At 64.9% G+C, this 26,574-nt stretch carries 28 protein-coding genes; 12 read left to right on the top strand and 16 right to left on the bottom strand.

The genetic code is table 11. From position 1 onward, the window contains the following. Positions 1-194: 194 nt before the first annotated feature. Entirely contained in the window at positions 195-467 is a 273-nt protein-coding gene (locus tag AB0F44_RS29180; RefSeq protein ID WP_357360719.1) for a DUF6284 family protein, read from the bottom strand. A 195-nt stretch (positions 468-662) separates the two neighbouring features. On the opposite strand from AB0F44_RS29180, the gene AB0F44_RS29175 reads away from it, so the two are divergent. Together AB0F44_RS29175 and AB0F44_RS29170 are read left to right on the top strand one after the other, a co-directional pair. Further along, on the top strand, positions 663-1,508 hold the full coding sequence (locus tag AB0F44_RS29175) for a GntR family transcriptional regulator (RefSeq protein WP_357360717.1): 846 nt from the start codon (positions 663-665) through the stop codon (positions 1,506-1,508). After that, a complete protein-coding gene (locus AB0F44_RS29170; RefSeq protein WP_357360716.1) occupies positions 1,505-2,035 on the top strand; it encodes a hypothetical protein in 531 nt (176 codons plus the stop codon). The genes AB0F44_RS29175 and AB0F44_RS29170 overlap by 4 nt, the downstream gene beginning before the upstream one ends. 180 nt (positions 2,036-2,215) lie before the next feature. On the opposite strand, the gene AB0F44_RS29165 is transcribed toward AB0F44_RS29170, so the two are convergent. From AB0F44_RS29165 to AB0F44_RS29155, 3 genes are all read right to left on the bottom strand, one after another. Beyond that, complete coding sequence (locus AB0F44_RS29165; protein WP_357360714.1) at positions 2,216-2,965, bottom strand: hypothetical protein; 750 nt, start codon at positions 2,963-2,965, stop codon at positions 2,216-2,218. A gap of 895 nt (positions 2,966-3,860) precedes the next feature. Further along, positions 3,861-4,676: a TIGR04255 family protein gene (locus tag AB0F44_RS29160; RefSeq protein ID WP_357360712.1), complete on the bottom strand. Its 816-nt coding sequence runs from the start codon at positions 4,674-4,676 to the stop codon at positions 3,861-3,863. A gap of 559 nt (positions 4,677-5,235) precedes the next feature. Further along, a complete protein-coding gene (locus tag AB0F44_RS29155; protein ID WP_357360710.1) occupies positions 5,236-5,505 on the bottom strand; it encodes a tyrosine-type recombinase/integrase in 270 nt (89 codons plus the stop codon). Positions 5,506-5,512: 7 nt separating this feature from the next. Here AB0F44_RS29155 and AB0F44_RS29150 point away from each other — a divergent pair, with 7 nt between their 5' ends. Then, positions 5,513-5,680, top strand: coding sequence for a hypothetical protein (locus AB0F44_RS29150; RefSeq protein ID WP_357360709.1), 168 nt, complete (start codon positions 5,513-5,515; stop codon positions 5,678-5,680). Positions 5,681-5,900: 220 nt separating this feature from the next. Here AB0F44_RS29150 and fdhA read toward each other — a convergent pair whose 3' ends face one another. The 5 genes from fdhA to AB0F44_RS29125 all read right to left on the bottom strand — a co-directional run bounded on the left by fdhA (position 5,901) and on the right by AB0F44_RS29125 (position 10,800). Continuing rightward, on the bottom strand, positions 5,901-7,121 hold the full coding sequence (fdhA, locus tag AB0F44_RS29145; RefSeq protein ID WP_357360707.1) for a formaldehyde dehydrogenase, glutathione-independent: 1,221 nt from the start codon (positions 7,119-7,121) through the stop codon (positions 5,901-5,903). Between the two features lie 143 nt (positions 7,122-7,264). Then, complete coding sequence (locus AB0F44_RS29140; RefSeq protein ID WP_357360705.1) at positions 7,265-8,506, bottom strand: FAD-dependent oxidoreductase; 1,242 nt, start codon at positions 8,504-8,506, stop codon at positions 7,265-7,267. After that, positions 8,503-8,826, bottom strand: coding sequence for a 2Fe-2S iron-sulfur cluster-binding protein (locus AB0F44_RS29135; protein ID WP_357360724.1), 324 nt, complete (start codon positions 8,824-8,826; stop codon positions 8,503-8,505). The genes AB0F44_RS29140 and AB0F44_RS29135 overlap by 4 nt, the downstream gene beginning before the upstream one ends. A 5-nt stretch (positions 8,827-8,831) precedes the next feature. Then, entirely contained in the window at positions 8,832-10,022 is a 1,191-nt protein-coding gene (locus AB0F44_RS29130; protein WP_357360723.1) for a cytochrome P450, read from the bottom strand. A 142-nt stretch (positions 10,023-10,164) separates the two neighbouring features. Further along, a complete protein-coding gene (locus AB0F44_RS29125) occupies positions 10,165-10,800 on the bottom strand; it encodes a helix-turn-helix domain-containing protein (RefSeq protein ID WP_357360703.1) in 636 nt (211 codons plus the stop codon). 213 nt (positions 10,801-11,013) lie between these two features. Here AB0F44_RS29125 and AB0F44_RS29120 point away from each other — a divergent pair, with 213 nt between their 5' ends. The 5 genes from AB0F44_RS29120 (at position 11,014) to AB0F44_RS29100 (ending at position 15,450) form a co-directional block, all read left to right on the top strand. Then, the gene (locus tag AB0F44_RS29120) at positions 11,014-11,205 is read left to right on the top strand and encodes a ferredoxin (RefSeq protein WP_357360702.1); all 192 of its coding nucleotides are present in this window, start codon (positions 11,014-11,016) and stop codon (positions 11,203-11,205) included. A gap of 1 nt (position 11,206) precedes the next feature. After that, a complete protein-coding gene (locus AB0F44_RS29115; protein ID WP_357360700.1) occupies positions 11,207-12,394 on the top strand; it encodes an FAD-dependent oxidoreductase in 1,188 nt (395 codons plus the stop codon). Then, positions 12,391-13,584, top strand: a complete 1,194-nt coding sequence (locus tag AB0F44_RS29110; protein ID WP_357360699.1) for a cytochrome P450 — start codon at positions 12,391-12,393, stop codon at positions 13,582-13,584. The genes AB0F44_RS29115 and AB0F44_RS29110 overlap by 4 nt, the downstream gene beginning before the upstream one ends. Next, positions 13,577-14,029, top strand: a complete 453-nt coding sequence (locus tag AB0F44_RS29105) for an HtaA domain-containing protein (RefSeq protein ID WP_357360697.1) — start codon at positions 13,577-13,579, stop codon at positions 14,027-14,029. Before AB0F44_RS29110 ends, AB0F44_RS29105 begins: the two co-directional genes overlap by 8 nt. A 236-nt stretch (positions 14,030-14,265) precedes the next feature. Beyond that, a complete protein-coding gene (locus AB0F44_RS29100) occupies positions 14,266-15,450 on the top strand; it encodes a CoA transferase (RefSeq protein ID WP_357360695.1) in 1,185 nt (394 codons plus the stop codon). 703 nt (positions 15,451-16,153) lie between these two features. On the opposite strand, the gene AB0F44_RS29095 is transcribed toward AB0F44_RS29100, so the two are convergent. The 6 genes from AB0F44_RS29095 to AB0F44_RS29070 form a co-directional block, all read right to left on the bottom strand. Continuing rightward, positions 16,154-17,344 carry a DUF3500 domain-containing protein gene (locus AB0F44_RS29095; protein ID WP_357360693.1) on the bottom strand — a complete coding sequence of 397 codons (1,191 nt, stop codon included), beginning with the start codon at positions 17,342-17,344 and terminating at the stop codon, positions 16,154-16,156. Beyond that, a complete protein-coding gene (locus AB0F44_RS29090) occupies positions 17,341-17,676 on the bottom strand; it encodes a cupin domain-containing protein (protein ID WP_357360721.1) in 336 nt (111 codons plus the stop codon). The genes AB0F44_RS29095 and AB0F44_RS29090 overlap by 4 nt, the downstream gene beginning before the upstream one ends. Positions 17,677-17,686: 10 nt before the next feature. Next, positions 17,687-18,505, bottom strand: a complete 819-nt coding sequence (locus tag AB0F44_RS29085; protein ID WP_357360691.1) for a fumarylacetoacetate hydrolase family protein — start codon at positions 18,503-18,505, stop codon at positions 17,687-17,689. A gap of 15 nt (positions 18,506-18,520) precedes the next feature. Further along, positions 18,521-18,964, bottom strand: a complete 444-nt coding sequence (locus AB0F44_RS29080) for a nuclear transport factor 2 family protein (protein WP_357360689.1) — start codon at positions 18,962-18,964, stop codon at positions 18,521-18,523. 54 nt (positions 18,965-19,018) lie between these two features. After that, positions 19,019-19,795, bottom strand: coding sequence for an alpha/beta hydrolase (locus AB0F44_RS29075; protein WP_357360687.1), 777 nt, complete (start codon positions 19,793-19,795; stop codon positions 19,019-19,021). A 107-nt stretch (positions 19,796-19,902) separates the two neighbouring features. After that, on the bottom strand, positions 19,903-21,495 hold the full coding sequence (locus tag AB0F44_RS29070) for an FAD-dependent monooxygenase (protein ID WP_357360685.1): 1,593 nt from the start codon (positions 21,493-21,495) through the stop codon (positions 19,903-19,905). A 104-nt stretch (positions 21,496-21,599) separates the two neighbouring features. Between AB0F44_RS29070 and AB0F44_RS29065 the strand changes: the two genes are divergently transcribed. Continuing rightward, complete coding sequence (locus AB0F44_RS29065; protein ID WP_222118683.1) at positions 21,600-22,289, top strand: FCD domain-containing protein; 690 nt, start codon at positions 21,600-21,602, stop codon at positions 22,287-22,289. Positions 22,290-22,433: 144 nt separating this feature from the next. On the opposite strand, the gene AB0F44_RS29060 is transcribed toward AB0F44_RS29065, so the two are convergent. Next, a complete protein-coding gene (locus tag AB0F44_RS29060; protein WP_357360683.1) occupies positions 22,434-22,712 on the bottom strand; it encodes a hypothetical protein in 279 nt (92 codons plus the stop codon). Between the two features lie 604 nt (positions 22,713-23,316). Here AB0F44_RS29060 and AB0F44_RS29055 point away from each other — a divergent pair. The 3 genes from AB0F44_RS29055 to AB0F44_RS29045 form a co-directional block, all read left to right on the top strand. Then, complete coding sequence (locus AB0F44_RS29055) at positions 23,317-24,336, top strand: phosphatase domain-containing protein (protein WP_357360681.1); 1,020 nt, start codon at positions 23,317-23,319, stop codon at positions 24,334-24,336. A gap of 354 nt (positions 24,337-24,690) precedes the next feature. Continuing rightward, entirely contained in the window at positions 24,691-26,250 is a 1,560-nt protein-coding gene (locus AB0F44_RS29050) for a sulfatase-like hydrolase/transferase (protein WP_357360679.1), read from the top strand. A 94-nt stretch (positions 26,251-26,344) separates the two neighbouring features. Beyond that, positions 26,345-26,574: winged helix-turn-helix domain-containing protein (locus AB0F44_RS29045; RefSeq protein WP_357360677.1), on the top strand; the 230-nt coding region annotated here is incomplete at its 3' end.

Below are 26,574 nucleotides of genomic sequence, written 5' to 3'. Positions count from 1 at the left end.
ACAACGGCGTTCGAACCGGCCTCAAGGCCCTGGATCATCGGCGGCCCGAGGAGCGTGGAAGCCAGCGCGATCCCGAGCAGGATGTTGACGATGGTTGCCGCGATGGTCGACGCGGTGCCCTTGGTCATGAAGAACGCGATGATGCCCAAGATGAGGACGAGCGGTGCAGTAACCATGGGTGGAACCTCCGAGAATCAGGCGGCCTCGGCCGGGTCGGCCGGGCCAAAGTTGGTGAGCATGTAGACAGGCGCGGCGGCCTTGCCCGCGTCGTGGTTGGCCTGCTGAACCATCAGGTGCAGGAGCGCGCTCACTGCCCGGCGGTGGGCCCGCTTGGCGAGCGCGTCGGCCGGGTCGGCGAGCAGTCGGCATTCGGCGTCGACTAGGTCGCGCTCAGCGGCGATCTGCGGCCACTCGGCCTCAATCGCGGCCAGATCGGCCCCTGTCGGCTCGTCTCGTGTGTAGGTCATTCCCCTTGCCCTTCAGCAGTCGGTGTTGGGCGGCTGCCCGTGATCTACCTAACAACTGAATGGTCCAGCATGTCAACTGTTAGGTCCAGATTCGTGCGAAAAATTCGCCACCCACGCGTGACCGTGCGACAGTTGTCAGCGAAACTGTTAGGTGAAACCACACAGACTGAATGGCGAATCGAGCTAGGGAGAGACATGGCAGACGGGCCGATCGAAGCCCTGTCGGGCGCACTGCAACAGCGGATCGCGCGCGACATTCAGAACCAGATCGAGGCTGGCGTTCTGCGTGACGGCGAGGTCATGCCGTCGACTCGTCAGCTCGCTGAGCAGGCGAACGCGAGCGTGTGGACGGTCAACGAGGCGATGAAGGCGCTGGCCGAGATGGGCCTGGTGGAGAATCAGTCCCGATCGCGTCGAATCGTGAGGTCTGCGCACCTCGCCCCAAAGTCGGTCAAGGTGCCGCCGCGGGCCCTCTTGATCGGTGGCTATGCGGGTAGCGGAAAGACCGAACTCGGCCGCATTCTCACCCGGCTTACGGGTTGGATGATCATCGATAAGGACACGACCACCCGGCCTGTTGTCGAGGTCGCGCTAGAGGCGCTTGGGTCCGAATCGAGCGACCGCGAGTCGGAGACGTACCTCTCGAAGGTCCGACCGCGCGAGTACGAAGCCCTCATGTCTACGGCGCACGAGAACGCGTCGTGTGGAGTTGGTGCGGTGATCACCGCGCCGTTCATTCGGGAGTTCTCTGACGCGTCGTGGCTTGCCCGTGAGCAGGATCGGTTCGCCGACGATGGGCTTCCGATGACCGTGGTGTGGATCGACTGCGATGCAGACACGATGCTGACCTACGTGCGCCGTCGCGGTGCAGCTCGTGATGCACACAAGCTCGCCACTTGGGAAAAATATATCGACGGCATCGACTTCGACTTCCGGCCCGGCGTGGATCACCACGTGATCGACAACTCGCTGTCGGCTGAACCACTCAGGGCTCAGGCGGAGCGGCTGCTGGCGACCCTCGCGGAGCAAGAGACACCATGACCCAGAGCGGTGTGATCCTCTACGGTCCGCCGGCCGCGGGGAAGGACTCGACCGATCGCGCGCTTCGCGAGCGATCGGACGACTACATCCACTTCGCCCGTATCAAGGTCGGTTCGGGGAATGAGGACGGCTACCGGATGGTCACGAAAGGTGCACTCAACCAGCTTCGGTTGCGGCGGGAAGTCATCTGGGAGAACCAGCGATATGGCGCGATCTACGTTGTCGACCGGCCGGGCCTGGTCGACGCGCTCGCCTGCGGGATACCGGTGATCCATCTCGGTCAACCCGAGGCTGTTGATGCGGTGGTGAGGTCGTTCCCGGAGGCCCGGTGGGTAGTGGTCGAGCTGTGGTGCCCGGCCGACGACGCCGAGATGAGGTTGAGGGAACGCGGTGACTCCGATCTTGCGCAGCGCATGGACGCATGGCGTGAGACCCCGAGGCTCGACTCTGCTGACCTGCGTGTGGATACAGCTCCGGTATATCCCGAGTTTGTGGCAAGCATGATCGATACGAAGGTTCGTGGCTGACGGGGACCACACGTAGTCGCGCCATCTTTGAACAAAGTTCAAACGTGTCGCCATGCGGGAGGCGACACCAAGACACGCACCGTGCGGATCGGGCGCTGTTTCAGCGATGGATCCGATGAGATCGCCTACGTCCTAACGACAAGTTCGCAAGCACTGGTATGGGACCCAATGCCTAGCCCCTTAGAGAGCTGGTCCGCGGGAATCCGAGAGGTGGTCGAGGTCCAGGCTCTCGGTGGCAAGAAATCGCGACATTGGAAAATCGTCGACCGAAACCACCTCTGCGGTGACCGATCTGACTGTGTTTTGGTAGTTGAGTTCCGTTGCCGCCTCCTCGCACTGTTGTGCCCACAACTCGGAGAGTTGCTGCCAAGCGAAGTATCTCGCGGCGTCGTTGAGGCTGGTACGGTCAAGATCCGCTAGGCAGTCGTTAATTCTGTCCTTGATGGCTCTTGCTTGTCTGGCGCTTGTATTGGAGTCGAGGTCGCTGGGCCTATTAAGGCTGTCTAGGTCGGATGGCAGGATGCCTGCCTCCATGACGACAATGAGCGTCAACTCATGTGGAACGGTCGACCAGTCTTCGCATTGGATCCTGAACGAGTGGACATGTGCGACCGCCTTTCCAAGTGGAGAGTTCGGCTTGTGGGCACGCTCCAAGATTGCATTACGAACTGGTGCGAGACATTTGACGATCTCGTCCGGATAGGCGAATCTGCCGAACCGTCGTGAGACTGCAAAGGAGAATTCGCGTACCTCTGTGTCGGTAGACACCCCGCTGACCCTTTCCAAGCTCACAAGAGCGGTTTTGGCTACCGTCGTTAGCCCGTCGAGGTCCGCAAATGAGTCGCTGCCGAGGCTGGGAAGGGCAACGAGATTGGTTCGCTTTCCGTGACGTGCTTCGGCCAGGTCGGCCCTATTGGTCAGGCGTACCACAGGTGCCACCTGGATACCTGGCCGACCCGAAAGGCTCGCATCGCAGGATTGGCTGATCACCGCGACACTGTCGACGTCGAACATCCTCGTTGGCCGCCAAGAGGAGTCGAACACGAGTGGCTGAACTTGACTGAAAACGTCACCTTGACGCCAATCGCGGCATCGGTCGCCGATGCCGGCGGGTTCGCCGCTCTTCTGTCCGTTGTCGCGGCGGAGGAACCGCCGGATCCGCGAGGCAAGAACACCCACTACAGGTCGGCTCCCCCCGCCGGGCTACGAAGTGCATCGCGCGTGGCATCGATGAGTCGTTCGGGTCCGTGGGGTGCGCCCCAGGTGACCCTTGGTGACCTCTCCTGGCGGAGTCGGTCGACGATGCTGAGCCCGTCTGATCCCACTTCGAGTAGGCGGGCGCGAATCGACTCTGGTGCCTGGTCGTCCTGTGCGGACGCGATGTCTCGTACGACAGCCGAGAATGCGCGGAGGCGTCGAGCGTTCGACTCGTTCAAACGTCCGCCGTTGGCCCACATATGGACCGCGCGACGAGAAACGCCAAAGACCTTACCGAGCTGATCCCAGGTCAGCCCGGAATGGTCCTTTATCCAATTGACTTCGTCGCGATCGCTGCGAATAGACGCAGCGGTTGCTGTGGGTGGCGGCCGCGGGGTGTTTGCAGTATCTGCCGGAGCAGGCTCCGGCACGAATTCGCCACGGGCGGGGCGGGTTGCTCCGACGAGAGTCGTGCTGGCGGAGATCTGCTGCGGAGCGTTTAGCGTAGTTCCAGAAAGGCAACCTGCAAGGGCAACGCTGGAAATTAGCCAAGTGACGGACCTACTTGACTGTGTTGTCATTCGCCCGCTTGACGTTCCGAACTGCTCGTCTACTTTGTAGAGCGTGGTCATTGGTTTGCTCCGAAGGTGCGAAGGGCCTCGTCTGTGAATGCCCAGCGGAAGAACTGGTACCCACGAAGCGACAGGGCGCGAATCTCTTCGTATAGATCTCGTTCTGTGAATTTCCCGGGCGCCCATTCTTGGAACGAGTCCATGTCGAGCACCCATGTCGTGTGGTCGTAGGCTGGGAGATCGACGCCTAGATCCTGTCGCGGCGGCAATAGCCCCCAGCGGGCATTGAATGTGCTGCCGTCTCTGAAGCGGTACTGCGCCTCATTAAGGGACGAGAGGATCGAGAATTCCTCGCCGTGCAGTCCGGAGATCCCCAGGATCTCTTGACGAACAAGCTCGGGAATTCGGTCCACGATCTCCTCTTCAGTGACCTGGTTGATGTAGCGCACGCCGAGTCTCTCGATGTGAGGTACGTTCACGACATCTAGCAACGCCTGCCAGGCCAGACTCAGCCGCGAGGCGAAGTCGCGGCGACGTACGTATGTGGACGTCTCGATGGCAAGGAAGTTGATGCCGAAACTGATCTGCCAGGACCGGTCGCCTGTCGCCAGGCGCCACAGTCGCGCGTTGCCCTCCTTACGGGTAACGCCATCGGGTGTGATCACGATCTGCATGTCCTGGCCGATCTCCAGAATCGGGTACTCGGCAGCCAGTCGCTTGACGACCTCCGTTGCGGCTGCCTCCTGATCGGCCACGAATGCCGTCGGGTGTGGGAACCTGATCTGCGCGATCGTTCGAACGAGCGGTGACCGGGCGAGCGGAACGTCTCCCGGTTCCTCGTTTGCGAAGGGGTGCGTACTAGTAGCCGCCATGGTTCACAGTCTACTTCACACCTCCGACAGTTTTCGAGGCTTCCCGGTCCCTGGTTGGTGCCGGTTGTGGTACCGATCTGAGCCGCCGGTTGCAGCGGAGACGCTACGGAGCCTCGCTCATCTTCCGGCGGCGGGGATCGTTCGTTGCGCACGCAGCGGACGTGCATACCCGCGCTTCAGCCATTGTTGGCCTGTCCTGACCCATCTTCCGCGACTTCGTTCGCATCTCGATGCGAACGGGCGAACCACAGCTTCTGCATGGAGCGGTCTCTGTCATGGCGGCAACGTAGATCGGCGGCTGCGTTCTTGTTGTGAACCCGGTGTCCCGTCCTCTGTATTGGGTGCTGCTGCGGCCCGGCGGGCGTTCCCCCCCGATTCCCCCCGAGGGAGCAACGCCCCGCAACAGATGCAACGCACGGTGACCTGCTTCAGCGCATGATCTTGGCTCTCCAAGCCTTCGCAATGAGAAGGCCAGGGGTTCGAATCCCCTCAGCTCCACCACCTGAAACCCGGCTCTGACCTGCACCTTCACCGCAGCGAAGGCCGGGTTTCTTGCTTGTCATTCGCCCGTCTCCTCGTCATGTGCCCCCCTGGTGCCCTCCGGAGGCTTCTGAGCACCCCTGTGGCCGGTGTCGTTGAGCCGGTTCAGGCCCGCCGCGTCAGCACCCGTGCCGAGGAAGTGCAGGTAGAGGTTCGTGGTCGCGATGGACTCGTGACCCATCCACTCCTTGACCGTCCCGACGTCGACACCACGAGCCAGCCACAGGCACGCTGCAGTGTGGCGGAGGTCGTGAAGCCGTCGCCCCTGGCCGGTCTGCTCCCACTTCAAGGTTCGGGTGACGGCCCTCCTGCTCGACGAGCTCATCGTGCGGATCGCGATAGATCAGCTTCTCGAGGACGTGCGATACCAGCGCACGGTCGACAGCCTGGTCACGGCGTACTCGATCGTCCGTCGGATCACCGGCGGCAGCTTCACCCTGCCCGCGGTTGAGATGAGTTCATGAAACTCCGTTCACCCGCTTGACGGTCGTAGCATGTGTGCCGACGAATTCGAAGTGGTCTGAACCCTGGGCGGAGACCAAATTCATCGACCGTCGGCAATCGTCAGTATCAATCAGGGATGGACTGCGGTCTTTGCTCGTGATGGCCACATGTTGGGCGGGGGCCTGAGGGTGGTCGGCCAGCTCGACTCGGCAAGGTCCCTCGCCGTCCGACGGGAGGACCTCAGGCGGGAACGGAGCCATGCGGGTCGAGGACGTACTTCGTGGCGGCGCCTGCGTCGAACTCGGCATAGCCGCGAGGTGCCTCGGCAAGCGGGATGGCCGTCGCATTGACGGCCTTCGCGATCTGCACCTTGTCGTGCAGGATCGCCATCATCAATTTGCGGTTGTACTTCATCACCGGGCACTGGCCCGTGGCGAACGACAGTGACTTAGCCCAGCCGGTGCCTAGGCCGAGAGACAAGGAGCCCACCTTGGCGGCGGCGTCGACCGCCCCGGGGTCGCCTGTGACGTAGAGACCGGGGATGCCAATCGCTCCACCTGCCGTGGTCACCGTCATCAACGAGTTCAGCACCGTTGCCGGGGCCTCGGCGGCCGTGGCGCCGTGGCCCTCGCTGCGGGCCTCGAAGCCGACGGCATCGATGGCCGCGTCGACCTCGGGAACCCCAAGGAGCTGCTCAAGCTGATCGGCCACGGCACCTTTGCTGACGTCGATCGTCTCGCAGCCGAAGCTGCGTGCCTGCGCTAGGCGCTGTTCGTTGAGGTCGCCGATGACCACGACGGCGGCACCGAGTAGTTGAGCCGACGCGGCGGCAGCGAGGCCGACCGGGCCGGCCCCGGCGACATATACCGTGGAACCGACGCCGGCCCCGGCGGTCACCGCACCGTGGAAGCCGGTCGGGAAGATGTCGGACAGCATGGTGAGGTCGAGGATCTTCTCGCGTGCCTGATCCCGGTCGGGGAAGCGAAGGACGTTCCAGTCGGCATAGGGCACGAGTACGTATTCCGCTTGGCCGCCGACCCAGCCGCCCATGTCGACGTAGCCGTAAGCCGAGCCGGGGCGGTCCGGGTTCACGTTGAGGCAGATCCCGGTCTTGCCTTCCTTGCAGTTGCGGCAGCGGCCGCACGCGATGTTGAAGGGGACCGAGACGATGTCCCCGACCTTTACGAACTCGACATCCGGGCCGACCTCGACTACCTCGCCGGTGATCTCGTGGCCCAGTACGAGGTCCACAGGGGCGGTGGTGCGTCCGCGGACCATGTGCTGATCGGAGCCGCAGATGTTGGTAGTGACGGTTTTGAGGATGACGCCGTGCGGGGCCTTGCGGCCGACGTTGGCCGGGTTCACGCCCGGACCATCCTTCAGTTCGAAGGTCGGATAGTCGATGTCGATGACCTCAACGACGCCTGGCCCGCGATAAGCGACCGCCTTGTTGCTTGGCATGTGTGATTCCTCCTGTGTACACCGTCACGTGCGTCGTGACGGTCGGCTACTGATGCGATGGAGCGCCACGCGAAACTGCGACCACGGCTGGGGTCGGTCATGCGAGGTTGGTCAACACCTGTCGGTGGAACGGGACCTCGGCGTCACGTGTTGCTGCAGATGTCCGCGACCGCAAACTCCTTGAGGTCGAATCCAGGGTGTCGCGCCTCGGCAATGCTGAGCTCTCGGCCCTCATCGAGGATGCGCCTCGCGGCCATGTGGTCTCGGGGGCGGTTGACCGACTCGACGGCGACAAGTTGGCCGTCGCGGAACCGGCAGACCGAGAATCGGTCCAGTTCGCGTTCGCCGAGGACGACGCACTCGTCATGATTGGAGCCCAGGCCCACGGTTTGGATGCGCAGATCCAATTGATGGGTCCAGAAGTACGGCACCCGCCTGTACCGGTCACTGCTCCCGGAGACGATCGAGGTGGCAACGTGCCGCGCTTGGTCGACGGCGTTCTGCACACACTCGAGCCGGCGCGGAGTCGGCAGGCCGCTCTCTGCGCGCGAGACGCAGTCGCCTACGGCCAAGACGTTTGGCGCGGACGTACGTAGCCAGTCGTCGACCAGGATTCCGTTGTCAACGTGAATGTCGGCCTCTGCTGCGAGGCTGTCGTTGGCGCGGACCCCGACGGCGATGACCACCAGGTCTGCTGCAAGTTCGGTGCCGTTGGTCAGGGTCGCCTGTTGAACCTGGCCGTTGGTGCCAGCGAGTGCGTGGGCGCCAACGTTGAGCAAGATGGTGGTCCCGGCGCGATGATGTGCTCGCTGCACGGCATCCGACACGATTGGCGTGACGGAGCGCGCCAGCAGGCGCTCGTTGTGCTCCACAATTGTGACCGACGTGGTTGCCGCGGCTGCCGCGGCAACCTCGAGGCCGATGAATCCTCCACCGATCACCAGGATGTTGCGGGCTGTGCGGAGGCGACTCCGGAGGGACGCTGCGTCGGCGAGGGTGCGGAGTTCTACGACGCCTTCGAGATCTGTGCCGGGGATGTCGAGGGTCCTGTTGGCCGCGCCTGTGGCGAGGACTAGATGTGTGTAGCCGAGCGTTCGTCCGTCAGCGGTGTGAACGTGGTGATCCTTGACGCAGAGGGCCGTCACCGCTGTGCCGAGCTCGAGATCGATTCGATGATTGTCGAAGAATTCGAGTGCCCGAAGCGGCTCGCCGCGTACCGGCTGCTCGGGGGTGTCGCCGAGAAAGCTCTTCGACAGCGGAGGTCGTTGGTAGGGCGGGTGCGGTTGCGCATCGGCGAGAACGATCTTGCCCGGGTAGCCGAGGTCACGAAGGGATGCCGCTGCTTGGACGCCGCCATGTCCAGCTCCGACGACGACAACAGTCACAGCTGCACCTTCGGGATCGTGAAGGTCATGCTCTCGACGTCCTGGGCGAGCTGCAGTTGGCAGCTCAGGCGGCTTGTCGCCAGCCGTGGGGAGGCGGTCGAGTCCAACATCTCGTCCTCGATCTCGGAGAGTGGCGGCAGGCGGTCGGACGTCTCGGGATCGGCATAGACGTGGCAAGTCGCGCACATGGCGTTTCCTCCGCACTCCGCGACGATGCCGGCGACGTTATGTGAGATGGCCGTCTGCATGACGGTACGGCCGGCTTGTCCCTCAACGGTGCGCCGAGTTCCATCGGCGAGGACGAAGATCAGGTTTGTCATATGGGTCACGCGCCCTCAGCGATCACATGGAGCTCTTGCGGGGAGCGGAACAACCAGCCTCGCATTGCCCAGCCGTCCTCTGCCAAGCGGAGCCGGGGCGCGACCTTGACCAGTTCCTCCAGTGCGATGCGAGCCACTTCCCTGCCGAACACGTTTCCTGCGCAGAAGTGGCGGCCGCCACCAAAGGACATGTGAGTCGGCCCTTCTCGATGCAACTCGTAGCGATCGCCGTTGGTGAACTTCTGCTCGTCACGGTTTGCCGAGGCGACCATGGAGTAGACGAGAGATCCCTGCGGGATCATCTGATCGCGAATGACGACGTCGCGGGTCGTCTCGCGGAAGACCCCGCCGACTGGCGCAACCCAACGCAGTCCCTCGGCCAAGGCCACGGGGATGAGGCTAGGGTCAGCCACGATCTCGCCGTAGGTCCCTTCCTCGAGCAGACCGAGGAGGGTGGTAGCGGAGACGTGTCCCGGTTCCTGCATACCGCCGGCGAGCTCGATCAGGAACGATGAGTAGATGTCCTCTCGGGAGCGCACCTGGCCCGCTGGCATGCCGGCGTGCAGGAGGTGCGAGAGCCCGGAGTTGTCTGGCTCAGTCTCGAGCCGTGTGAGCACAGGCTCAAGTACCTGCTTGATCTCTGCGATGACCTCGTCGCCCTTCTCGAAGACGTCCTCGGCGAACGTATAGTTGGACGCTGCGCCGATAACCGTGTGGAACCAGCGGCGGAGCACGTCGGCCGGGACGTGGCCGATGCCCAGCATGGTGGCGAGCGCGCGCGTGCTGACCGGCTCCAGGTACTCGGCCACGATGTCGATGGGCGCCTCCGCCGACAGGGCGCCAGCGGCCTGGGTCGCGATCGGCCGTACGAGATCGTCAACGTAGGTGCTGACTGCGCCGCGGCGCAGTGGAGGATCGACGGAAGCTCGACGGTCCCGGTGGAGATCCCCGTTCGAGGTCAGAATGTTCTGAGGGCCGAATGTCCGCTCGAGTACCGGCTGGGCGTTGGGAGCATGGCTGAGTTCGGAGTCGGCCAGGAACTCACGAACCTCGTCGTAGGTGGTTATCAGGTAGGCGCGGAGCGCAGGGACGAACACGCACGGCGCTTCGCGTCTCATCCGCATGTAGAGCGGGTACGGGTCGGTTTCCAGTGCGTTGATGTCGATGTCGTCGATCCAGCCGACACCGGAACTCATGATGCTCACTCGATCTCCTAAGCACGACCTAAAAGGCCCGAATGGTTACCAGGTTTATGAGTGATCATCGCCACATCGTCAAGAGCTTGTCAACCTCCGGCGCCCAGGAGGCGCGGCCGGAGCGTGTGTGGGGCGGCGGTCGCTAGTGCTGCCCCTGGGCATCGGTGACGTTGAGGACCCGTCGCGCAGCCGACTGCAGCCCGGCAAGGAGCTCGCCGTCGCTCATGGGTCGCTCGGAAGCGAAGCTGGGGCCGTAGGCCACGTGCATCACTGTCGAGGAGAACACCATCCGATAGCAGAGATCGATGCCGGCGTCGGCGTCGTCGACCTTGAAGCAGGACGAGTAAGGCGCTAGTGCCGCCGTGAAGTCGCGGCCCATCTGGGTGGTCCACTCAGACCCGCGCCGCCTGATCTCCGGATTAGAGGCGGAGAGCAGGATGACCGACCGCATGAAGGTCGCATGTGTCAAGTACACCTCGGCGACCGAAGCGACCGCCCGGTCAATGGCCTCTGGGGGTGATCGCGTGCCCGTCTCGCCCTGAAGTGCAGTCGGCGACCCTTCGACGATGCGGCGATGCACCTCGTCATAGGCCCGGAGGAGAAGGGCATCCTTGCTGCTGACGCGGGCGTAGATGGCGGCAGCCGAGACGCCGGCCTGCTGGCAGACCTCCGCGATGGTGAACGAGTCGGCGCCTTGAGTCTCGAGGATGTCTGCGGCGACCTTGAGCACGCGCGCCCACGCCTTGCGAGAGCGATCCTGAACCGGCAGTTTCACCATGCGCCCCAATCTGCCGCGATGCCGCATACGACTTGTGGTCAACGGTTCGCGCGCTCGGCTAGTCGCGTCCCCGGTCACCAGTCTGCCGTGCTTGGCGCGAAATGAGAATCACGATTCTGTTTTTTCGGGGCTCGCCTTGATTCGGAGCTGTGGCGTGTGTCACTGTGGCTTAGAAACATCCGAATGGTTAGGCAGAAAAGAAGGGAGTGTCCGGTGAAGGTCGCCGTTGATGAACGCCGATGCGAGGGCTACGGCTTCTGTGAGGAACGAGCGCCGGAACTTCTCCAGCTCGACGACGAGGGACAGCTACTGATCCTGCGCCCAGACGTCGCGGACGGCGAGGCCGACAAGGCTCGCGCAGCTGTTCGCAGCTGCCCGGTAGCCGCGTTGCGGTTGGAGGACTGACGTGCCCGCTCCTTATGGTGCAGTCGTCATCGTTGGCGGTTCGATCGCCGGCGTGACGGCTGCAGATGAGCTGCGAGTGGCGGGTCACGTCGGACCGATCGTCCTGATCGATGAGCAACGTCACCGCCCCTACGCGCGTCCGCCGCTCTCGAAGGCGATTCTGACCGGCAAAGAGGCGCTCGACTCGGCCTTCCTGCCGGCGCTGGACGACTTGGATGTCGACCTCTGCACTGACACCACAGCCATAGACCTGGTCCCAGACGAGGCGGTCCTCATCTTGTCGAGCGGCGAGCGCCTGCACTACGACGGTCTCGTCGTCGCCACCGGCGCGAGCCCGGTCACCATGGCCGACTTGGGGCTGAACCAGACTGGCTTACCGGAGCTTGTGCTCCGCACCCTCGACGATGTCGTCCTGCTCGCCGGCGCTTTCAGCTCCGCGCAGAGCATCATCGTTGTGGGTGGCGGCATCCTAGGCATGGAGCTCGCATCTGCGGCACGCGATGCCGGTCTAGTCACCACCGTGCTCACCAACGAGCCTCCCCTGCTGAGCATGGGCGGCACGTTCCTCAGCAACCTCGTCTCCGAGAGAGCCGAGCGCGCCGGCGTCACCGTTCATCACGACCCTGCCGGCGTCGAGCTCATCGAGCGCGGAGGACGCTTGGCCGCCAGCCTTGCAGGACGTGAGTTCGCGGCCGACATCGTCGTCACCGCGGTGGGCGACCGGCCGCGCGTTGAATGGCTCCTCTCGTCAGGTCTGGCAGACAGGCGAGGCGTACCCGTCGACTCCCGCTGCCGGGTGACCGCCAACATCGTCGCTGCCGGAGACGTGACGACCTGGGGCGACCGCCGCCGGACGCCCCACTGGGCCGCCGCGATGGATCAAGCGCGAGTCGCGGCTCGAGCCCTCGTTGCCGGGGACGCCGCGGAGCCCTACCAGCCGCGCCCGTACTTCTGGAGCGACCAGTTCGGTCTCGCGCTCAAGATGGCGGGCGAGTGCCCATTCCCGGGACGACCGGTTCTCCTCGACGGCGAAGAAGAACTCGGCCGAGCCGTCTTTCAGTGGCGCTCCCCGGACGGCGATCCCATCGGCGCGATGACCGTCAACACCCCCATGGCGATCGCCCGCCTCCATCGCACGGCAGGCACAGCGCCTCGCCCGCCTATCAGAACCATCAAGGAGCTGAGATGACTGCAACGCCCATGGACATCAACGAGATCAACGGCATCGACCTGTTCTCCGAGACGAACCTCGACAACCCCTACCCGATCTACCAGCGCCTCCGCGAAGCCGGCGGCGCGGTCTGGCTCGAGCGCATTGGCTGTTGGGCCGTGACTCGCTACGCCGGTGTCCGTAGTGCCCTCGACAATTGGGAGACCTTCACCTCGGCGCAGGGTGTCGGCATGAACGGCCAGGTCAACGCGCAGTTGGTAGGCACGGTCCTTGCCTCTGACCCCCCGCTGCACGACACGCTGCGCGGAGTCCTCGCCGAGCGGCTCAGCCCTCGCGCCATCCGTGGACTCAGCCAGGCCGTCCGCGACCAGGCCGACCGGCTCGTCGACCGTGTCCTTGAAGGAAACTCTTTCGACGCGGTCAGCGACCTCGCACGTGTCTTTCCGTTCACCATCATCGCGGACCTGGTCGGCATTCCCGACGACATCCGGCCCCGCGTGCTCGACTGGGGCGACGGCGTGTTCAACGCCATGGGACCGATCAACGACCGAGGATTCTCAGCGATCCCGATCGTCGAGGAGCAGTTCACCTGGCTCTATCAGCTCGATGGCGCCAGCCTGCCCGAGGGCAGCATGGGCCGAGCGATCTATGAGGCTGCCGATGCCGGGATCATCGAACCGCAGTCAGCGCCCGCGTTGCTGTCGGCATACATGAGTGCCTCCATGGACACCACGATCAGCTCGCTCGGGTCGACGCTGATGCTCTTCGCCCAGCACCCCGACCAATGGGATGCGCTGCGGACCGACCGATCGCTAATCTCCGGCGCGTTCAACGAGGCACTGCGCTACGAGAGCCCGCTGCAGGTCTTCACCCGCGTCGCTAACACCGACGTTGAATTTGACGAGATCCCCGTCCCTGCCGGATCTCGGCTACTCATGATGTACGGCTGCGCCAACCGCGACGAGCGCCATTTCGGATCGGACGCCGACCGCTTCGACATCACGCGCGACGCCGCAGACCATCTCGCCTTCGGCCTGGGGCTCCATGGCTGTGCCGGCCAGGGCCTTGCACGCCTCGAGGTCCACTCCATGCTCAACGCCCTCGCCGACCGAGTCACCCGGTTCGAGCTGACTGGCGAGCCGGTGCGCCACATCAACAATTGCGTACGCAGCCTCAGCTCGCTGCCCATGGTGGCCCACGTTGCTTGAACCGGCACTCCATTGGAGACTCCGCTCCTCGCTTATCGACTACCTCACAGGGCTACCCGACGGCGAGGTGCGTGTCTCCGACGGCGCTGCCATCGACTCATCGGGGCGCTTCCACTTCGCGAACGGCGACCGCGGCCCCCGCACCATCCGATGGAACGGAAGAGTCAAGCTCTGCGGACACCACGGCATGATGCACATCGAGTTCAAGGATCCCGAGCTGTGCTGGGCAGGGCCGAGCCCGACATTGCTCGCCCTCTGCTGGGACCCCGTCGAAGAGACCTGGGGTCAGGCGGCGCTGGCCACGCTGCGCCCCCATGACGAGCCCCGACCCACCGTCGGGGAGTGGGTCGCTGACGCCAGGCTGCACGACGAAGGCGCCGAACTCCTCGGACGAATGCACTACTGGGAGGGACAGCCCCTCGACGTCGTGACGGTCCGCGCATGAGAACCCACGTGCCTGGAGGCCCCGGGGCACCGGATGCGGTCGTCATGACCTAACCGCCATGGACGGGACAGCACTCCAACCACGCCCGCGACGCGCGAGATCGCCTCGCGTCCGCTCTCAACTTGGAAGGAACACACAGCAGTGAATCCCGACGTCAGAAACCGCTTGCCCCGCACACGGGAATACGAGAGGCACCGTCCCGGTGGCCAGCCTCGCACGCGGAAGGCGGTGCTGTGATGGCCGGCCCGCTCGACGGCATACTCGTCGTCGACCTCTCCCGTGCGCTCGCCGGCCCACACGCCACGATGATGCTGGGCGACCTGGGCGCCCGCATCGTCAAGGTCGAGGCGCCGGGCACTGGCGACGACACCCGCGGGTGGGGGCCGCCTTTCGTGGGTGAGCCAGATGCACTCGAGTCGACGTACTTCCTGTCCACGAACCGGAACAAGGAATCGATTGAGCTCGACCTCAAGAACGAGTCAGATCGTGACGTGCTGCTGCAGCTCGTCGACCACGCGGACGTGCTGGTGGAGAACTTCAGGACCGGCGTACTGGAGCGCTTGGGTCTCGGCATCGCCAAGCTTCAGCGACGCAACCCCTGCCTGGTGGTTCTGTCGATCACCGGGTTCGGGCACGATGGGCCCGAGGGCGGACGCGCTGGTTACGACCAGATCGCGCAGGGTGAGGCAGGTCTGATGTCCCTGACTGGCCCTGGCCCCGACGATCCCCAGCGCGTCGGAGTTCCGATCGCCGATCTACTCTCCGGGATGTACGGCGCCTACGGCGTGCTCGCTGCACTCCTCGAGCGCGAGCGAACCCATGTGGGGACGGTCGTGCGGACCTCCCTTCTCGCAGCCGTGGTTGGAGTCCACGCCTTCCAAGGAACCCGATGGAGCGTCGCAGGCGAGGTCGGCCGTGCCCAAGGCAACCATCATCCCTCGATCGCTCCTTACGGTCTGTTCCGATGCCGTGACGGGGCGGTTCAGATTGCGGTGGGGAGCGAGGGTCTGTGGACGCGGCTCGTCTCGGCCTTTGAACTCGACGCTGGTGGGCTCGCGACGAACGCCGACCGGGTCGCTGACCGGCCGCGAGTCATCGAGGTGGTCGAGACAGCCTTCGCCTCCTACGACGCAGAGCCTCTTCTTGCCCGACTCGCGGAGGCCGGCATCCCTGCGGGAAAGGTCCGGACACTCGACGAGGTGTACAGCTGGGAGCAGGTCGCCAGCCAAGGACTTCGGATCGAGGTCGACCACGCCACGCTTGGCAACCTTGTCTTGCCTGGTCCACCGCTGAGGTTCTTTGCTGCCGACGGGGCCGAGGTGACCCGGACAGGACACGTGGCACCCCCGACGCTGAATCAGCACAGCGAGGCGATTCGTGCCTGGCTCTCTTCGTTGGCGGTTTCGGCGGGCATGCCCTGACTGAGCGGTCGGCGGCGCCGCAGTTGCTCGCCGCGGCCGAGACGATCGCGGAGACTGATGGGTCCGTCCTCACGGGTCACGGCTTGGTGTGACCCGTGAGGATCTGGTCACCATGGGCGAGTTCCGCTTCCGCGGCGGTCCTACTGGCGTCGCCGCTGCCGCACGTGTCATGCGAGCGGTATCTCGAGACCCAGTTCCGCCTTCCGGTTCTCGCTCGGCGGCTTCTGGTGGAACCCGCATCCGGGAGACAAGGGACCTGCGCGGGTCCCTTGCATTTCCTTCAGATGGCTGAGGTGGCGTCTTCTGGGTGGCTAGCTCTGCGGCCGGTGAAGGCAGGTGGCGGGGTTTCCGGGCCGCTCCGACGCGGCCGACCTCGTCCGTCGCACGGGTTGGTCACGGTCAAGCCGCGACACCTGGTCCTGGGTGCTCGACACCGGTAGTTCGGGAAAGATCGGCAAGCGGGATCTGTTGTGCTGCTTGCGTTGACCCGCCTCGACGGGTGATCGCGTGTTTTGGTGTCTTGGTCGCCGCTCGCGAGTCGAGGACTGCACTCAACAGGCAGAACGTGTCTAGCGGCCGGGCCAACGAGGCCGCTATCGCTCAGAGCTCGATGGTGGGGCGAGGTGCGCCGGGCCCGACTGCCGCCGGGCGTCGGCCGTTCTCTTGCCGCGGGCGGACGAGGTCGGAGGTCCTAATGGGACCGTCAGTGCTGGTGTTGGTGTTGTGCTGCGCGGTGTTCGGCGAGGACGTCGATCCCGAAGTCGTTGCTGGGGTCGCGCCAGACCGCATGGATGTGGTTGGCGTTGTCCTCGGTGTTGTCGAACTCGACCAGGGTGACGGGCCCTTCGATCCGGAAGTAGTGGGGCAGGTCGATTCGGTGCCCGCCTGCCCACACGAAATGGAGTCCGTCCTGTCCGGCGCGCCGGATTCGGTCCATCTCGCGACCCACTTGTGCGTCCTTGACGTTGCTGAGGAAGGAGGCGAGGAGCTCGTCGAACGTGGTCTTCTGGGAAGCGTTCATGTTGGCCCTGGTCAGTCCGCGCGGCTGGCCCTTCACGTAGCGCAGCGCGTAGCGGTCCTCGTCGGTGATCATCGCATCGCGTCGACCGACGCCATGAACGTCAGGCCACTCCTCATCGCCGATGAACGGCACGCATCGGGTGGCGAAGTCGGGTGGCGGGACGGGATGGATGGTCGCCGCCCGCGCCTGGTCTGGCTCCAAGGTGTTGAGGAGGCTGAAGGCACGGTCCTCCTCTTCGGCCAGGATGCGGAACGGGCCGATGCTGGCCGGCTCAGCGCCCATGAGAAGGGGGGTGACCGCAAGGCGGTCCTGGCCGACGACGGTGAAGTTGAGCGACAGATGATGTCCGACAAGTCGCCAACCCCAGTTGCTGTCTGGCTGCGGCTGGTTGAAGAACGTCAGGAAGTAGCCTTGGGGGTCTCGGAAGTACGGTGCGACGTGGCCAAAGACGTCGGTGTTGAGCTCACGAAGGACGCCCTCGAGGGACATTACCTGCACGACCTTGGCGTAGCCGGTGACCGACAAGCTCTGCGCAACCACGCGATGCGCCAGGTAGCGCTGGGTGTCGTTCATGTCGCGCAGCGGGACTCCCCGACGACCCGACTCGGGCAGGAAGTTCCAGTTCGTTCGGTTGGGGTCGTCCAGCGGGAGGACGATGCGTGCACGCTGGGCGTCGTCGAGTTGGTCGAAGAGGGCCATCGCGGCGAAGGTGACGGCCGTGGCATCGAAGTCGCCCTCGATCGGCCGGTTCCGTGGCGCGTGCAACACGACGCCCTCCTCGCCAGCTGCGACGGAGGTGGAAGTGTGGGTCGAGGTGTTCGAGCCTTCCTGGCCTGCGGGGTCGCTGGGAGGGGTGCTTGCTTCGTGACTCATGCCTTAATCCTCACTACGAGCATGCTCGCGGGCAGACGGCTCTGGTTCTTGACGGTGCGTGTGGTGCCCGGGGTGTAGTGGACGGAGTCCATCGGACCAAGGGTCACTTCGTTTCCCTCGCTGGCGAAGACCAGTTCACCGGCGGTGACGACGTACACGGTCTCGCTTTCTTGCGTCGCCAAGCCGGCCTCGGCGCCGGGTAGATAGTGGGACAAAGTGACAGTGAAGTTCTCGGTCGGCGTACGCGCACCACCTTGCAGCCGGACTGGTCCGACACCGGTGTGGCCGACTGGTTCGAACGGTTCGCCGTCAGCGATCGGCGTGACGCGCATCGCCACGACGTCACCCCGCCTGCTCGACGGGCGTACTGACCGACCCGACGCCTTCGACCTCGACCTCGACGATGTCCCCAGGCTGAAGGAGTCGCGGTGGGGTTCGGGCATAGCCGACCCCCGAAGGCGTGCCGGTGGCGATGAGGTCGCCGGGAAGGAGCGTGAGCGTGCGACTGATGTGGGACAGGATCTGGCCGACATCGAAGATCATCTCGTCGGTCGTAGCCTCCTGCATCACCTCGCCGTTGACCCGCGCCACCACCTTGCGACCGCCGATCTCGCCGATCTCGTCAGTGGTGGCGAGGTCGGACATCGGACCGCTGTTGTCGGCGTTCTTGCCGAGCGTCCACTGCGAGGTCAGCTTCTGCGCCCGCCGAGCAGTGATGTCGTTGAACGCGGCGTAGCCGAACACCGCGGCTTTGGCTTGCTCAGAGTCGACCAAGTGGATCGGTTTGCCCACCGCGACCAGGAGTTCGGCTTCCCAATCGAGCCCTGCCTCATCGACGGGGACCGTGACGGGGGTGTCGCCGATCGCCAGAGACGGCGTCCACCGGCCGAAGATGGTCGGGTAGTCGGGGATGTCGAACGGTCCTTCATGGACATGATCGCTGTAGTTGAGGCCGACGCAGAGGATGCGGGCTCCCGGTTTGACCGGTGGGACGAGCCTGACTGCGTTGGACTCCACCCTTTCGGCCACCGTCGCGGCCGTCTCGGCCGCGGCGTAGGGATCTTCCCAGAACGCCTCGACGGGCCCCAGGGGAATGAGTCTCGAGCCGTCACGAGCCGCGACATGGACGTGGCCCTGGTGTTCGTATCCGACGATGTGCATGAGAGTCCTTTGCGGTCAGTTGGCGGGGCCGTACTGGGAGGCGAGCCAGCCACCCGGGTCAGCTCCCTCGACGATGATGGACCGGTCGCTGATCAGCCAGCGTCCGTCGCTCTGCTTGACGAATCGGTCTCGCCAGCAGCCCCAGTGGTCGGGGGCGGCCTCGTCGGTGATGGCGATGTACATCGTCAGCACGTCGGCCTCGTCGCCGTCGAAGGTGATGTCGATCGTCGTGGCGTTGTGCCGGATGAACTTGGGCTCTTGGCCCTTGACAACGCCGGCCATGTCACGCGGGCCGACCTCGACGCCGTCGGGGAACCGGATCGTGGCATCGCCGGTGTACAGGACGGCCATGCCGTCGAAGTCGGCCTTCTCGCGCGCCATATTGCAATAGCGGTGCATGACCGCTGCGATCAGGGCGCGGTCCTCGACTCGTGCCTCGTTCAGGCTAGCGTCACTCATGATGCATCCTTCTTTGTCGTTGTTGGGGCTGCGCGACGTGGGCCGCGGGGGTGATCAAGTGCCGGCGAGGTGGCTGCGAAGGAACGCAGCGGTGATGGCGATGTTGTCGGCGGAGTCGAAGCGTGGGTCTTCGTGTCCTGCTCCGCCGAGGAGCATCAGCGTCGAGGGTGCGCCCGCACGGGTTAGTGCTTGATGGAGCTGGATGCTCTCGCTGGGCTCGACGACGTGGTCCCGATCGCCATGGGCGATCAGGAACGGCGGAGCATCGGCGTGGACATGCTCGAGCGGACTCGCTTGGCGGGCCAGGTCAGGTGCCGAAGCGAGGTCTTCCACGCCAAGGAGCGCATTCTCTGCTCCTGGAGGCAGGATCGCTGATTCCAAGGGACTTCGTGACGCGCTTGTGGCGATATCGCTGAAGCCGAACCAGGACACGACCGCTTCGACCCGAGGTTGGGCCGCAGGGGCGTTGAGAGCCGCGAGTGCCGCCAGTACGGCGCCGGCTGAGGCACCCCAGAGCCCAATCTTGGGACTTGTGGTCCCCACGATTTCAAGGTGATCCCTCACCCACATGATCGTGGAGACGATGTCGTCTACTTGGTCGGGGAATCGCGCCCCGGGCGCAAGGCGGTAGTCCGGTGTGACGACGTTGAGGCCGTGCGAGGCCAGCGCGTCGATGCGGGTGGCATCCGTGGCCCGGTCGCCCACAGCGAACCCGCCTCCGTGGATGTAGATGACCGTTCCGAGATCTGTGGAAGCTGGACCCACTGCCGGGTGGATGTCGAGACTAAGCGGTCCCGCTGCCGTGATGGTGTACTCGAAGGTGTTCAGCAAGATCTCACTCCGCTTTCGGCAGTGGTTGTTTCCAGTCGGAACTTTGCACTCTTGGTGTCCCGGGATGCCCGGCTCGCACCTGGTACGCCGGGGCAGCGCCTGCGCATCTAGACAGTTGCGGCGACCGCCGCCGGTTGGGGCAGTTGAGCGAGGAGGCTGTCGACCAGCCGCACGGACTCCTCAACACCGTCGGCGATCCCGAAGACATAGACGTCAGGACGTGAAAGCAGCGTGGTCGCGCCGTATCCGGCGAAGTATTCAGCGTAAGTGTTGTCGGCATCGACAAAGCCGTGTTCGCCGCCAATCCGGATGCGCTTGACGCCCAGGTCATCGAGGCGGTGGAGCCTGTCAGCTCCGAGCGCCTCGTCGAGGGCGTGAGTGGAGACCAGTTGGAAGCCGTAGCCGACGACATCGTCTAGCAGTACCTCTTGGCCATCCACCAGAACCGTGCCCTGGGGAGCGACGGTGCCGGCCTCGGCGCCGTACTCACCGTCGGCATCGCGGTGCAAGATGCCGTCACGCAGCGGCGGGATCGGCGGGGTGACATTGCCTCCGGTCGACTCGAGGTACCCATCGCGCCCGGCGGCCTCCTCGGGAGTAGCAGGATTGACCATCTTGTAGGCAGCCAGCGATCCCTCGACGAAGAAGCGACTGTGGCTGAGCCGCTCGCTCTCGTAGCTGTCGAGGACTGACTCGTCCACGAGGCCACGCAGGACCAGGTCGAGCTTCCATGACAGGTTTCCGGCATCGCGCATCGCGCAGCAAGCGCCCTGCCCCATGTAAGGCGTCATGGCGTGGGCCGAGTCGCCGCCGATGAAGACGTTGCCACGGCGCATAGCGGTGGCCACCTGGCTCCGGAAGCTGTAGATCTTGCGGCGGGTCTGTCGCACGTGGTCGCGCGGGATGCCGACCTTCTTCTCAAGGAAGTCCAGGCCCCGCTCTTCGGCAGCCTCGGTGTCGGCGTCGTCGGTTGGGAGCATGCGGACGTCGGTCCGGACGCGGCCGGCGCCGTTGGGCGCGAAGAAGTAGGGCTGGTCGAGGTCCAGGTCGAAGTAGATCCGGTGCTCGAGATCGTTCGGGAGCGGCTTGACGACGTCGTAGTCGGTGAGGATCCATCGATCGTCGTGGTGGTGGAGCACCTCGACGTCGATCCCGACGGCATCGCGTACGTAGCCGTTCGCACCGTCCATGCCGATCACGTAACGCGCGTTCACGGTCTCGACGTCGCCGACCAACTCGGTGTCCTGGCCGTCAGCACCCGCGACCTGCGTAGTGACGATGTACCCGTCGCCCTCGGCGCGCACCCCCGTGACGCACCGGCCCCAGCGCACGTCGACATTCGGGTTCTGGGCGATGCGCCGCTCCATCGCGGCCTCGATGTTCGGCTGGTGCAGCGACAGGTGCGACCAGTGCCCACCGCGCTTGTAGTTCCAGTCGAAGAATCCCTTCTGTTTGCCATCCGCACCCCAGAGCTCCACGGTGCGCTGCGGGAGGGACTCGGCAAGCGCCTCGCGAGGGTTCGACGCGTGTTGCAGCAGCCGGGCCACCTCGCCATCGAGGGTGCTCATACGCGGGAGCCCGTACGGCTCGGGGAACTTGTCAAACACCACGATGCTGTGGCCGCGCTGGCCCAGCAGCGAAGCGACCATCTCGCCTGCAGGTCCGAAACCCACGATGACGACGTCGACGGACTTACTCACAGTCTCTCCTCCAACCGATAAAAACACCCGAATGTTTAGGGATGTATGTGGTGATCGTCACGCCAGAGGGAGCGAAAGTCAATAGTTCTGCGTAAACTGTCCGAGTGTTTTCTCCTACGCTCACCCGCGCCCAGTCACTGGCGGCCGACATCGAGCGAATCGTCGTCGACCGAGACCTCCAGCCCGGCGACCGCATCGCGACAATGGATGAGTTGCGCGAGCAGACCCGGCTGGGGCGAGCAACGATCAGCGAGGCCGCTCGGCTCTTGACCGAACGCGGGACGGTCGATGTTCGACCGGGGCGTGGAGGTGGGCTCTTTGTGGCCGAGGTCGGCCACGTCGTTCGCCTTCGGCACACACTGTTGGCCGCTGGCCAGGATGCGGCCAGTGTCACCAACGCACTCGCGGTTCGAGATGCCCTCGAAGAACTCATCGACACAGATGCTGCGCGTCACCGAACCGTTGAGGACATCGACGCACTTCAGGCGATCATCCGCCAGATGCGGGCGGAAGCGACGACTCGCGAGGCGTTCATGACGGCAAACTGGGAGTTGCACGCGCGAATTGCCGAGATCACTCCGAATGAGCTGGCGCGCAGCGTCTACCTCAGCACGATGGCGCAGGCGGTAGGGCTCCCCAGCCACGCAGATGTAGCGACCGCCGTGGATGAGAAGGCGTACCTGGCTTCTCGAATGGATATACACGCGGAGCTCGTCGATGCGATTGCCTCGGGTGACGTCTCGCGCACCACTCGTGCCGTGAGCTCCCACCGCGCCATCACGGGAAGGGCCTGAGGCGCTCGACTTTCGCGCTCGACTTTCGCGCTGTCCGTGCTGGTGGTGCGCTCTTGGCCAGCGGCGCCGGAGACCGGGAGGCAGACGTATCTCTCTGGGCAATCGGTCTTGGGGTGCCTGCGGACCGCAGGACTTTCAGATCCCCTATGGACGAATGGCCCGGTAGGCCGCGCCTCGTTCGACGTGGGCGAAGATGTCGCCGGCGATGGAGGGCATCTCCTCGGCGAGTTGGCCGAGGAGGCCGGCACAGCGGGTAAGCAGGACGGCTTCGCGCAGCAGGTCCGCGGGGATGCCGAGATCAGCGAGGACCGCGCCGCAAGCACTCGCGCCGTTGAAGGGCAAGGATCTTCCGAGCGCGTCGGGCGCGACGCGACCGACAGCCTCGAACCAGCTGAGTCTGGGGAAGACCTGCGCAGTAGTCAACGTGACAGTCCATGCGCTGGAGACACCCATGGAGGTCCTTGTGGGCGAGCATCTCCCGCGACTCTTGGCGACTGCTGCTATCAGTTCCGATCGGGCCAGGATGAGGGAGCCGGCACGTTCCGCAAGGTCCCGAAGAACCCGGAATCCGGTCCGCAATCTGCGATCGCGACACTCGCGGCGGTGCGGGAGCCTCCGGAGGCTGGTGCTCGAGTGCGTACAACTCCTCGGCCCACACAAGGAGGCCGTCATAGGTGCCAGTGTCGCGGCAGCGCTCCGCGGCAACTCCGCACTTTGAGACTCGAAATCGGCCGAGTGAACGAGCTACAGTCCGAGAATAGAAACAACCGATGTTGGGCATCGGGGCAGGTCAAGTCGAGATCTGCCGAGATTGACGCGAGCGATCGTGCGACGGGCCGAGAGGTCCTGTAGCAAGAGAGGGCCAGGGGTTCGAATCCCCTCAGCTCCACAAGCAAGAACCCCGCTTGACCTGCAAAAACGCAGAAAATCAAGTGGGGTTCTTCGTGTTTGGTGTGCTGCCGTTCCGGGAGATCCCCCCGGATTCCCCTCGGAGCCGTTCAGACGGGGTGGGCCCTAGGCTGTGGCCATGTCGGCACGTCAATGGATGCTCGGGTTGGAGCGAGCGTGGGACGCGGCGAGACTTCGCCGCGCGGGCTCGCAAGTGCCGGCGGACTTCCGGATCGAGTGCTACGGCGGGCACGGGAGTGCCGAGGGGGTAGTGGTACGCGGTCGGGTCGTCGACGATCCACCGCCTTCGGAGGCCGTGGAGGGCGAGGGCGCCGGGGCCGCCGTACGCCGCATGATCCGCCACTTCGTGACCGACGAGCTGCCGGGTGTGCCGCTGCGGGTCACCGTGGGTGATGCGGCGGTGGACGCGGTCACCGATGACGAGGGCTACTTCGTGGCACGGCTGCAGCCCGACCCGGAAACGCTGGAGGCTCCGTTGACGCGCGGCGCCGTCGAGCTGGCCGGCGAGTACCGCGGTCTGGCCGGCGACTACCGGGCGACGGTGGAGGTCAGCGTGCCCGTCGGTGGGGCGCAGTTCGGCGTGATCTCCGACATCGACGACACGATCCTCGAGACCGGGGTGCAGCGCGTCGGGCGGATGCTGCGTCAGACCCTCACCGGATCGGCGCTCACACGTACGCCGTTCCCCGGCGCACCCGAGCTCTACCGCGACCTTGCCGCTCGCGGGAACCCGGTGTTCTACATCTCCTCCAGCCCGTGGAACCTGCATGCGTTCCTGGACGCGTTCGTGCGTCACCGGGACTTTCCGCGCGGGCCGCTGCTGCTGCGCGACCTGCTCGGCGGTGCCGCCGGCCGGGAGTCCAAGACCGGGCGCATCGACGAGGTCCTCGCGCTCCATCCCAGCCTTCCTTTCGTCCTCTTGGGCGACTCCGGTGAGCACGATCCGGAGATCTACGCCGACGCCGTCCGCCGCCATCCTGGGCGGATCCTCGCGGTCTACATCCGCGAGGTGCGGCTCGATCCTCACGACGGCCGGGTCGAGCGCGGGTGGAGCTCCATGGGCGACGAGGTGCCGCTCGTGCTCGTCGCCGACAGCGAAGCGGTACGTCGCCACGCCACCGGTCTCGGCCTCCTCTGAGAACGGCACGGCCTCGAGGGCTCGCGGGCCGCTGGCCGATGTGTACAACTGGTTAACAGAGCCCTGAACGGCTGCGGCGAAAATCCGCCGCGGGCTAGATTTCGTGTTGCTCGCCGGCTCGGGATCGGAGACGCGTTTCTAGCTGTCCGATCCTTGCCAGGAGTCTCGTTGAACTTCGACGCGGGACCCGGTGCTGACGGAAGCCGAGAAGCAGTGAGTCGAATGGCTCGAGTCGTGTCATTCGATGGTTGCGGCGGCGATTCGCGCAGGTAGGCCTAGCGGCCGGAGTGATCTCCGCGCTGTTGACGCGGCATGGGCGCCGATGGCAGAGGTCATGAAGAGACAGGTTGAAAGATGAACTCCGGGATGGGCCTGAGCCGGGCGCTTCGGCGTGGACGGACCACGATCGCCACCCTGGCAGTGGCTAGCACCGTTGCGGTCCTGTGTGGGCCGACGTCGTCGGCAGAGGCGGCGGCGCTGCCGGGGCGGTTGGAGTCGGGACGACCGAACGTGTTGATGATCAACGTCGACGACCTGGCAGCCACCGACGTGAAGTACATGCCGAACGTGCGTCGCCTGCTTGTCGAGCAGGGGACGACGTTCACCGATGCGGTGGCGCCGACGCCGTTGTGCGTGCCGGCGCGGGCGAGCCTGCTGACCGGGAAGTATGCCCACAACCACAAGAACTGGTCGATCTCAGGGACCAACGGCGGCTACAAGGGCTTCACGGGGCGGCGCAACACGTTGCCGGTGTGGATGGACAAGGCCGGCTATCGGACGATGTTCCTCGGGAAGTACCTCAACGGCTACGGCAAGGGATCAGAGCGCTACTCCAGCGGCGAGCCCGGGTGGGACAACTGGCAGGCAACGATTGATCCGTCGACCTACCACCTGCTGAGTCCGAAGTTCAACAACAACGGCTCGATCCAGAGCCCTGGGCTCTACAGCTCGGTCGCGCTGCAGAGCCGGTCGATCAAGATGATCAAGAACGCCGGGACCAATGTGGGTGGCAAGAAGCCGTGGTTCCTGTGGGTCAACTACGTGGCGCCGCACGCGGGCGGCCCGGTCGAGGCCAGCGACCCGAAGAAGCGCTATCCCAATCAGCCCTCGCTGTGGCTGGAGAACACCAGGCCGATGGGTGCAGACAAGGGACGCTTCAGCGGCCTCGAGTTGCCGAAGACGCCCGACATGTTCTACGCCGGGCCGGGCCAGGTCACCGCAGGGAAGCCCTACACGGCAGCCCAGAAGCGGGTCATGCGCTACGTCTACCAGCAGCGGATCGAGGCGGCGCAGTCGGTCGACCGGGCGGTTGCCCGCACCATCGCCCACCTGAAGAACAGCGGGCAGTACCGGCGTACCGTCATCATCTTCTCCGGCGACAACGGCTACACCACCGGGCACCACAACCGCCTGGGCAAGCTGTGGGAGTCCTCGCAGTCCATGCGGATCCCGCTGATCATGGTCGGCCCCGGGATCCCGAAGAACATCAAGGTCGGCTCCGCGGTCGGCAACCCGGACATCGCCACGACCGTCGCCGCGCTCGGGAGGGCGACGCCGGGGCGGGCGCAGGACGGGGTCGACATCACCCGGGTGCTCGCGTCGAGCGTGAAGGCGGGCAAGACGCTCTACCGGCCGATCCCGGTTGCCGCCTGGCCGACCCTGGGCGGGACGACCAGCAAGTATCGCGGCATCCGGTACGGGCGCTACACCTACGTCACCGTCACCGCGACCGGTGTGCCCGTCCTCTACGACCGCGCCGTCGACCCGTACGAGACGCGCAACCTGGCTGGGGACCGGAGGTACGCCAAGGTCGTCGCCCACCTGAAGGCACTCGATGCGAAGTATCGCGCCTGCTCGGGAAGCACCTGCCCCAAGACGTACGCATCCACGCTGAGCACCCCGGCTCCAAGCTGACCCGGTGAGGCCTATGGTGTGATTCCGGTCACTTGATCGGTATTCACTGTCGATCTCTTGACTCTGCGAGCATTGCTCAGTAACCATTGACTCAATGGACGTTGAGCGACAGTTCGAACTGGAACGCCGAGCCACGATGCACGCAGCGCTCGGTGATCCGGTGCGACTTCGGATCGTCGACAGCCTCCAGATCAGTGATGCCTCCCCCACAGAGCTCGCCGGGATGTTGAATGTCTCGTCGAACTTGTTTGCTCACCACGTGCAGACGTTGGTGAGCGCAGGTGTCGTGTCCCGTCATCATTCCGAGGGCGACGGGAGGCGTAC

It is taken from the genome of Nocardioides sp. NPDC023903 (genome assembly GCF_040639295.1).
Lineage (GTDB): Bacteria > Actinomycetota > Actinomycetes > Propionibacteriales > Nocardioidaceae > Nocardioides.
The sequence above is the reverse complement of the archived record's forward strand: the minus strand, read 5'-3'. Positions and strand labels throughout refer to the sequence as shown.

Excerpts from the sequence above, each read along its gene's own strand:
- AB0F44_RS29110 (WP_357360699.1), top strand. The coding sequence starts at position 12,391 with ATGACTGCAACGCCCATGGACATCAACGAGATCAACGGCATCGACCTG.
- AB0F44_RS29090 (WP_357360721.1), bottom strand. The coding sequence starts at position 17,676 with ATGCGCGTCACGCCGATCGCTGACGGCGAACCGTTCGAACCAGTCGGC.
- AB0F44_RS29175 (WP_357360717.1), top strand. The coding sequence starts at position 663 with ATGGCAGACGGGCCGATCGAAGCCCTGTCGGGCGCACTGCAACAGCGG.
- AB0F44_RS29180 (WP_357360719.1), bottom strand. The coding sequence starts at position 467 with ATGACCTACACACGAGACGAGCCGACAGGGGCCGATCTGGCCGCGATT.
- AB0F44_RS29170 (WP_357360716.1), top strand. The coding sequence starts at position 1,505 with ATGACCCAGAGCGGTGTGATCCTCTACGGTCCGCCGGCCGCGGGGAAG.
- AB0F44_RS29055 (WP_357360681.1), top strand. The coding sequence starts at position 23,317 with ATGTCGGCACGTCAATGGATGCTCGGGTTGGAGCGAGCGTGGGACGCG.
- AB0F44_RS29135 (WP_357360724.1), bottom strand. The coding sequence starts at position 8,826 with ATGACAAACCTGATCTTCGTCCTCGCCGATGGAACTCGGCGCACCGTT.
- AB0F44_RS29130 (WP_357360723.1), bottom strand. The coding sequence starts at position 10,022 with ATGAGTTCCGGTGTCGGCTGGATCGACGACATCGACATCAACGCACTG.
- fdhA (WP_357360707.1), bottom strand. The coding sequence starts at position 7,121 with ATGCCAAGCAACAAGGCGGTCGCTTATCGCGGGCCAGGCGTCGTTGAG.
- AB0F44_RS29080 (WP_357360689.1), bottom strand. The coding sequence starts at position 18,964 with ATGAGTGACGCTAGCCTGAACGAGGCACGAGTCGAGGACCGCGCCCTG.
- AB0F44_RS29095 (WP_357360693.1), bottom strand. The coding sequence starts at position 17,344 with ATGAGTCACGAAGCAAGCACCCCTCCCAGCGACCCCGCAGGCCAGGAA.
- AB0F44_RS29050 (WP_357360679.1), top strand. The coding sequence starts at position 24,691 with ATGAACTCCGGGATGGGCCTGAGCCGGGCGCTTCGGCGTGGACGGACC.
- AB0F44_RS29100 (WP_357360695.1), top strand. The coding sequence starts at position 14,266 with ATGGCCGGCCCGCTCGACGGCATACTCGTCGTCGACCTCTCCCGTGCG.
- AB0F44_RS29160 (WP_357360712.1), bottom strand. The coding sequence starts at position 4,676 with ATGGCGGCTACTAGTACGCACCCCTTCGCAAACGAGGAACCGGGAGAC.
- AB0F44_RS29125 (WP_357360703.1), bottom strand. The coding sequence starts at position 10,800 with ATGGTGAAACTGCCGGTTCAGGATCGCTCTCGCAAGGCGTGGGCGCGC.
- AB0F44_RS29085 (WP_357360691.1), bottom strand. The coding sequence starts at position 18,505 with ATGCACATCGTCGGATACGAACACCAGGGCCACGTCCATGTCGCGGCT.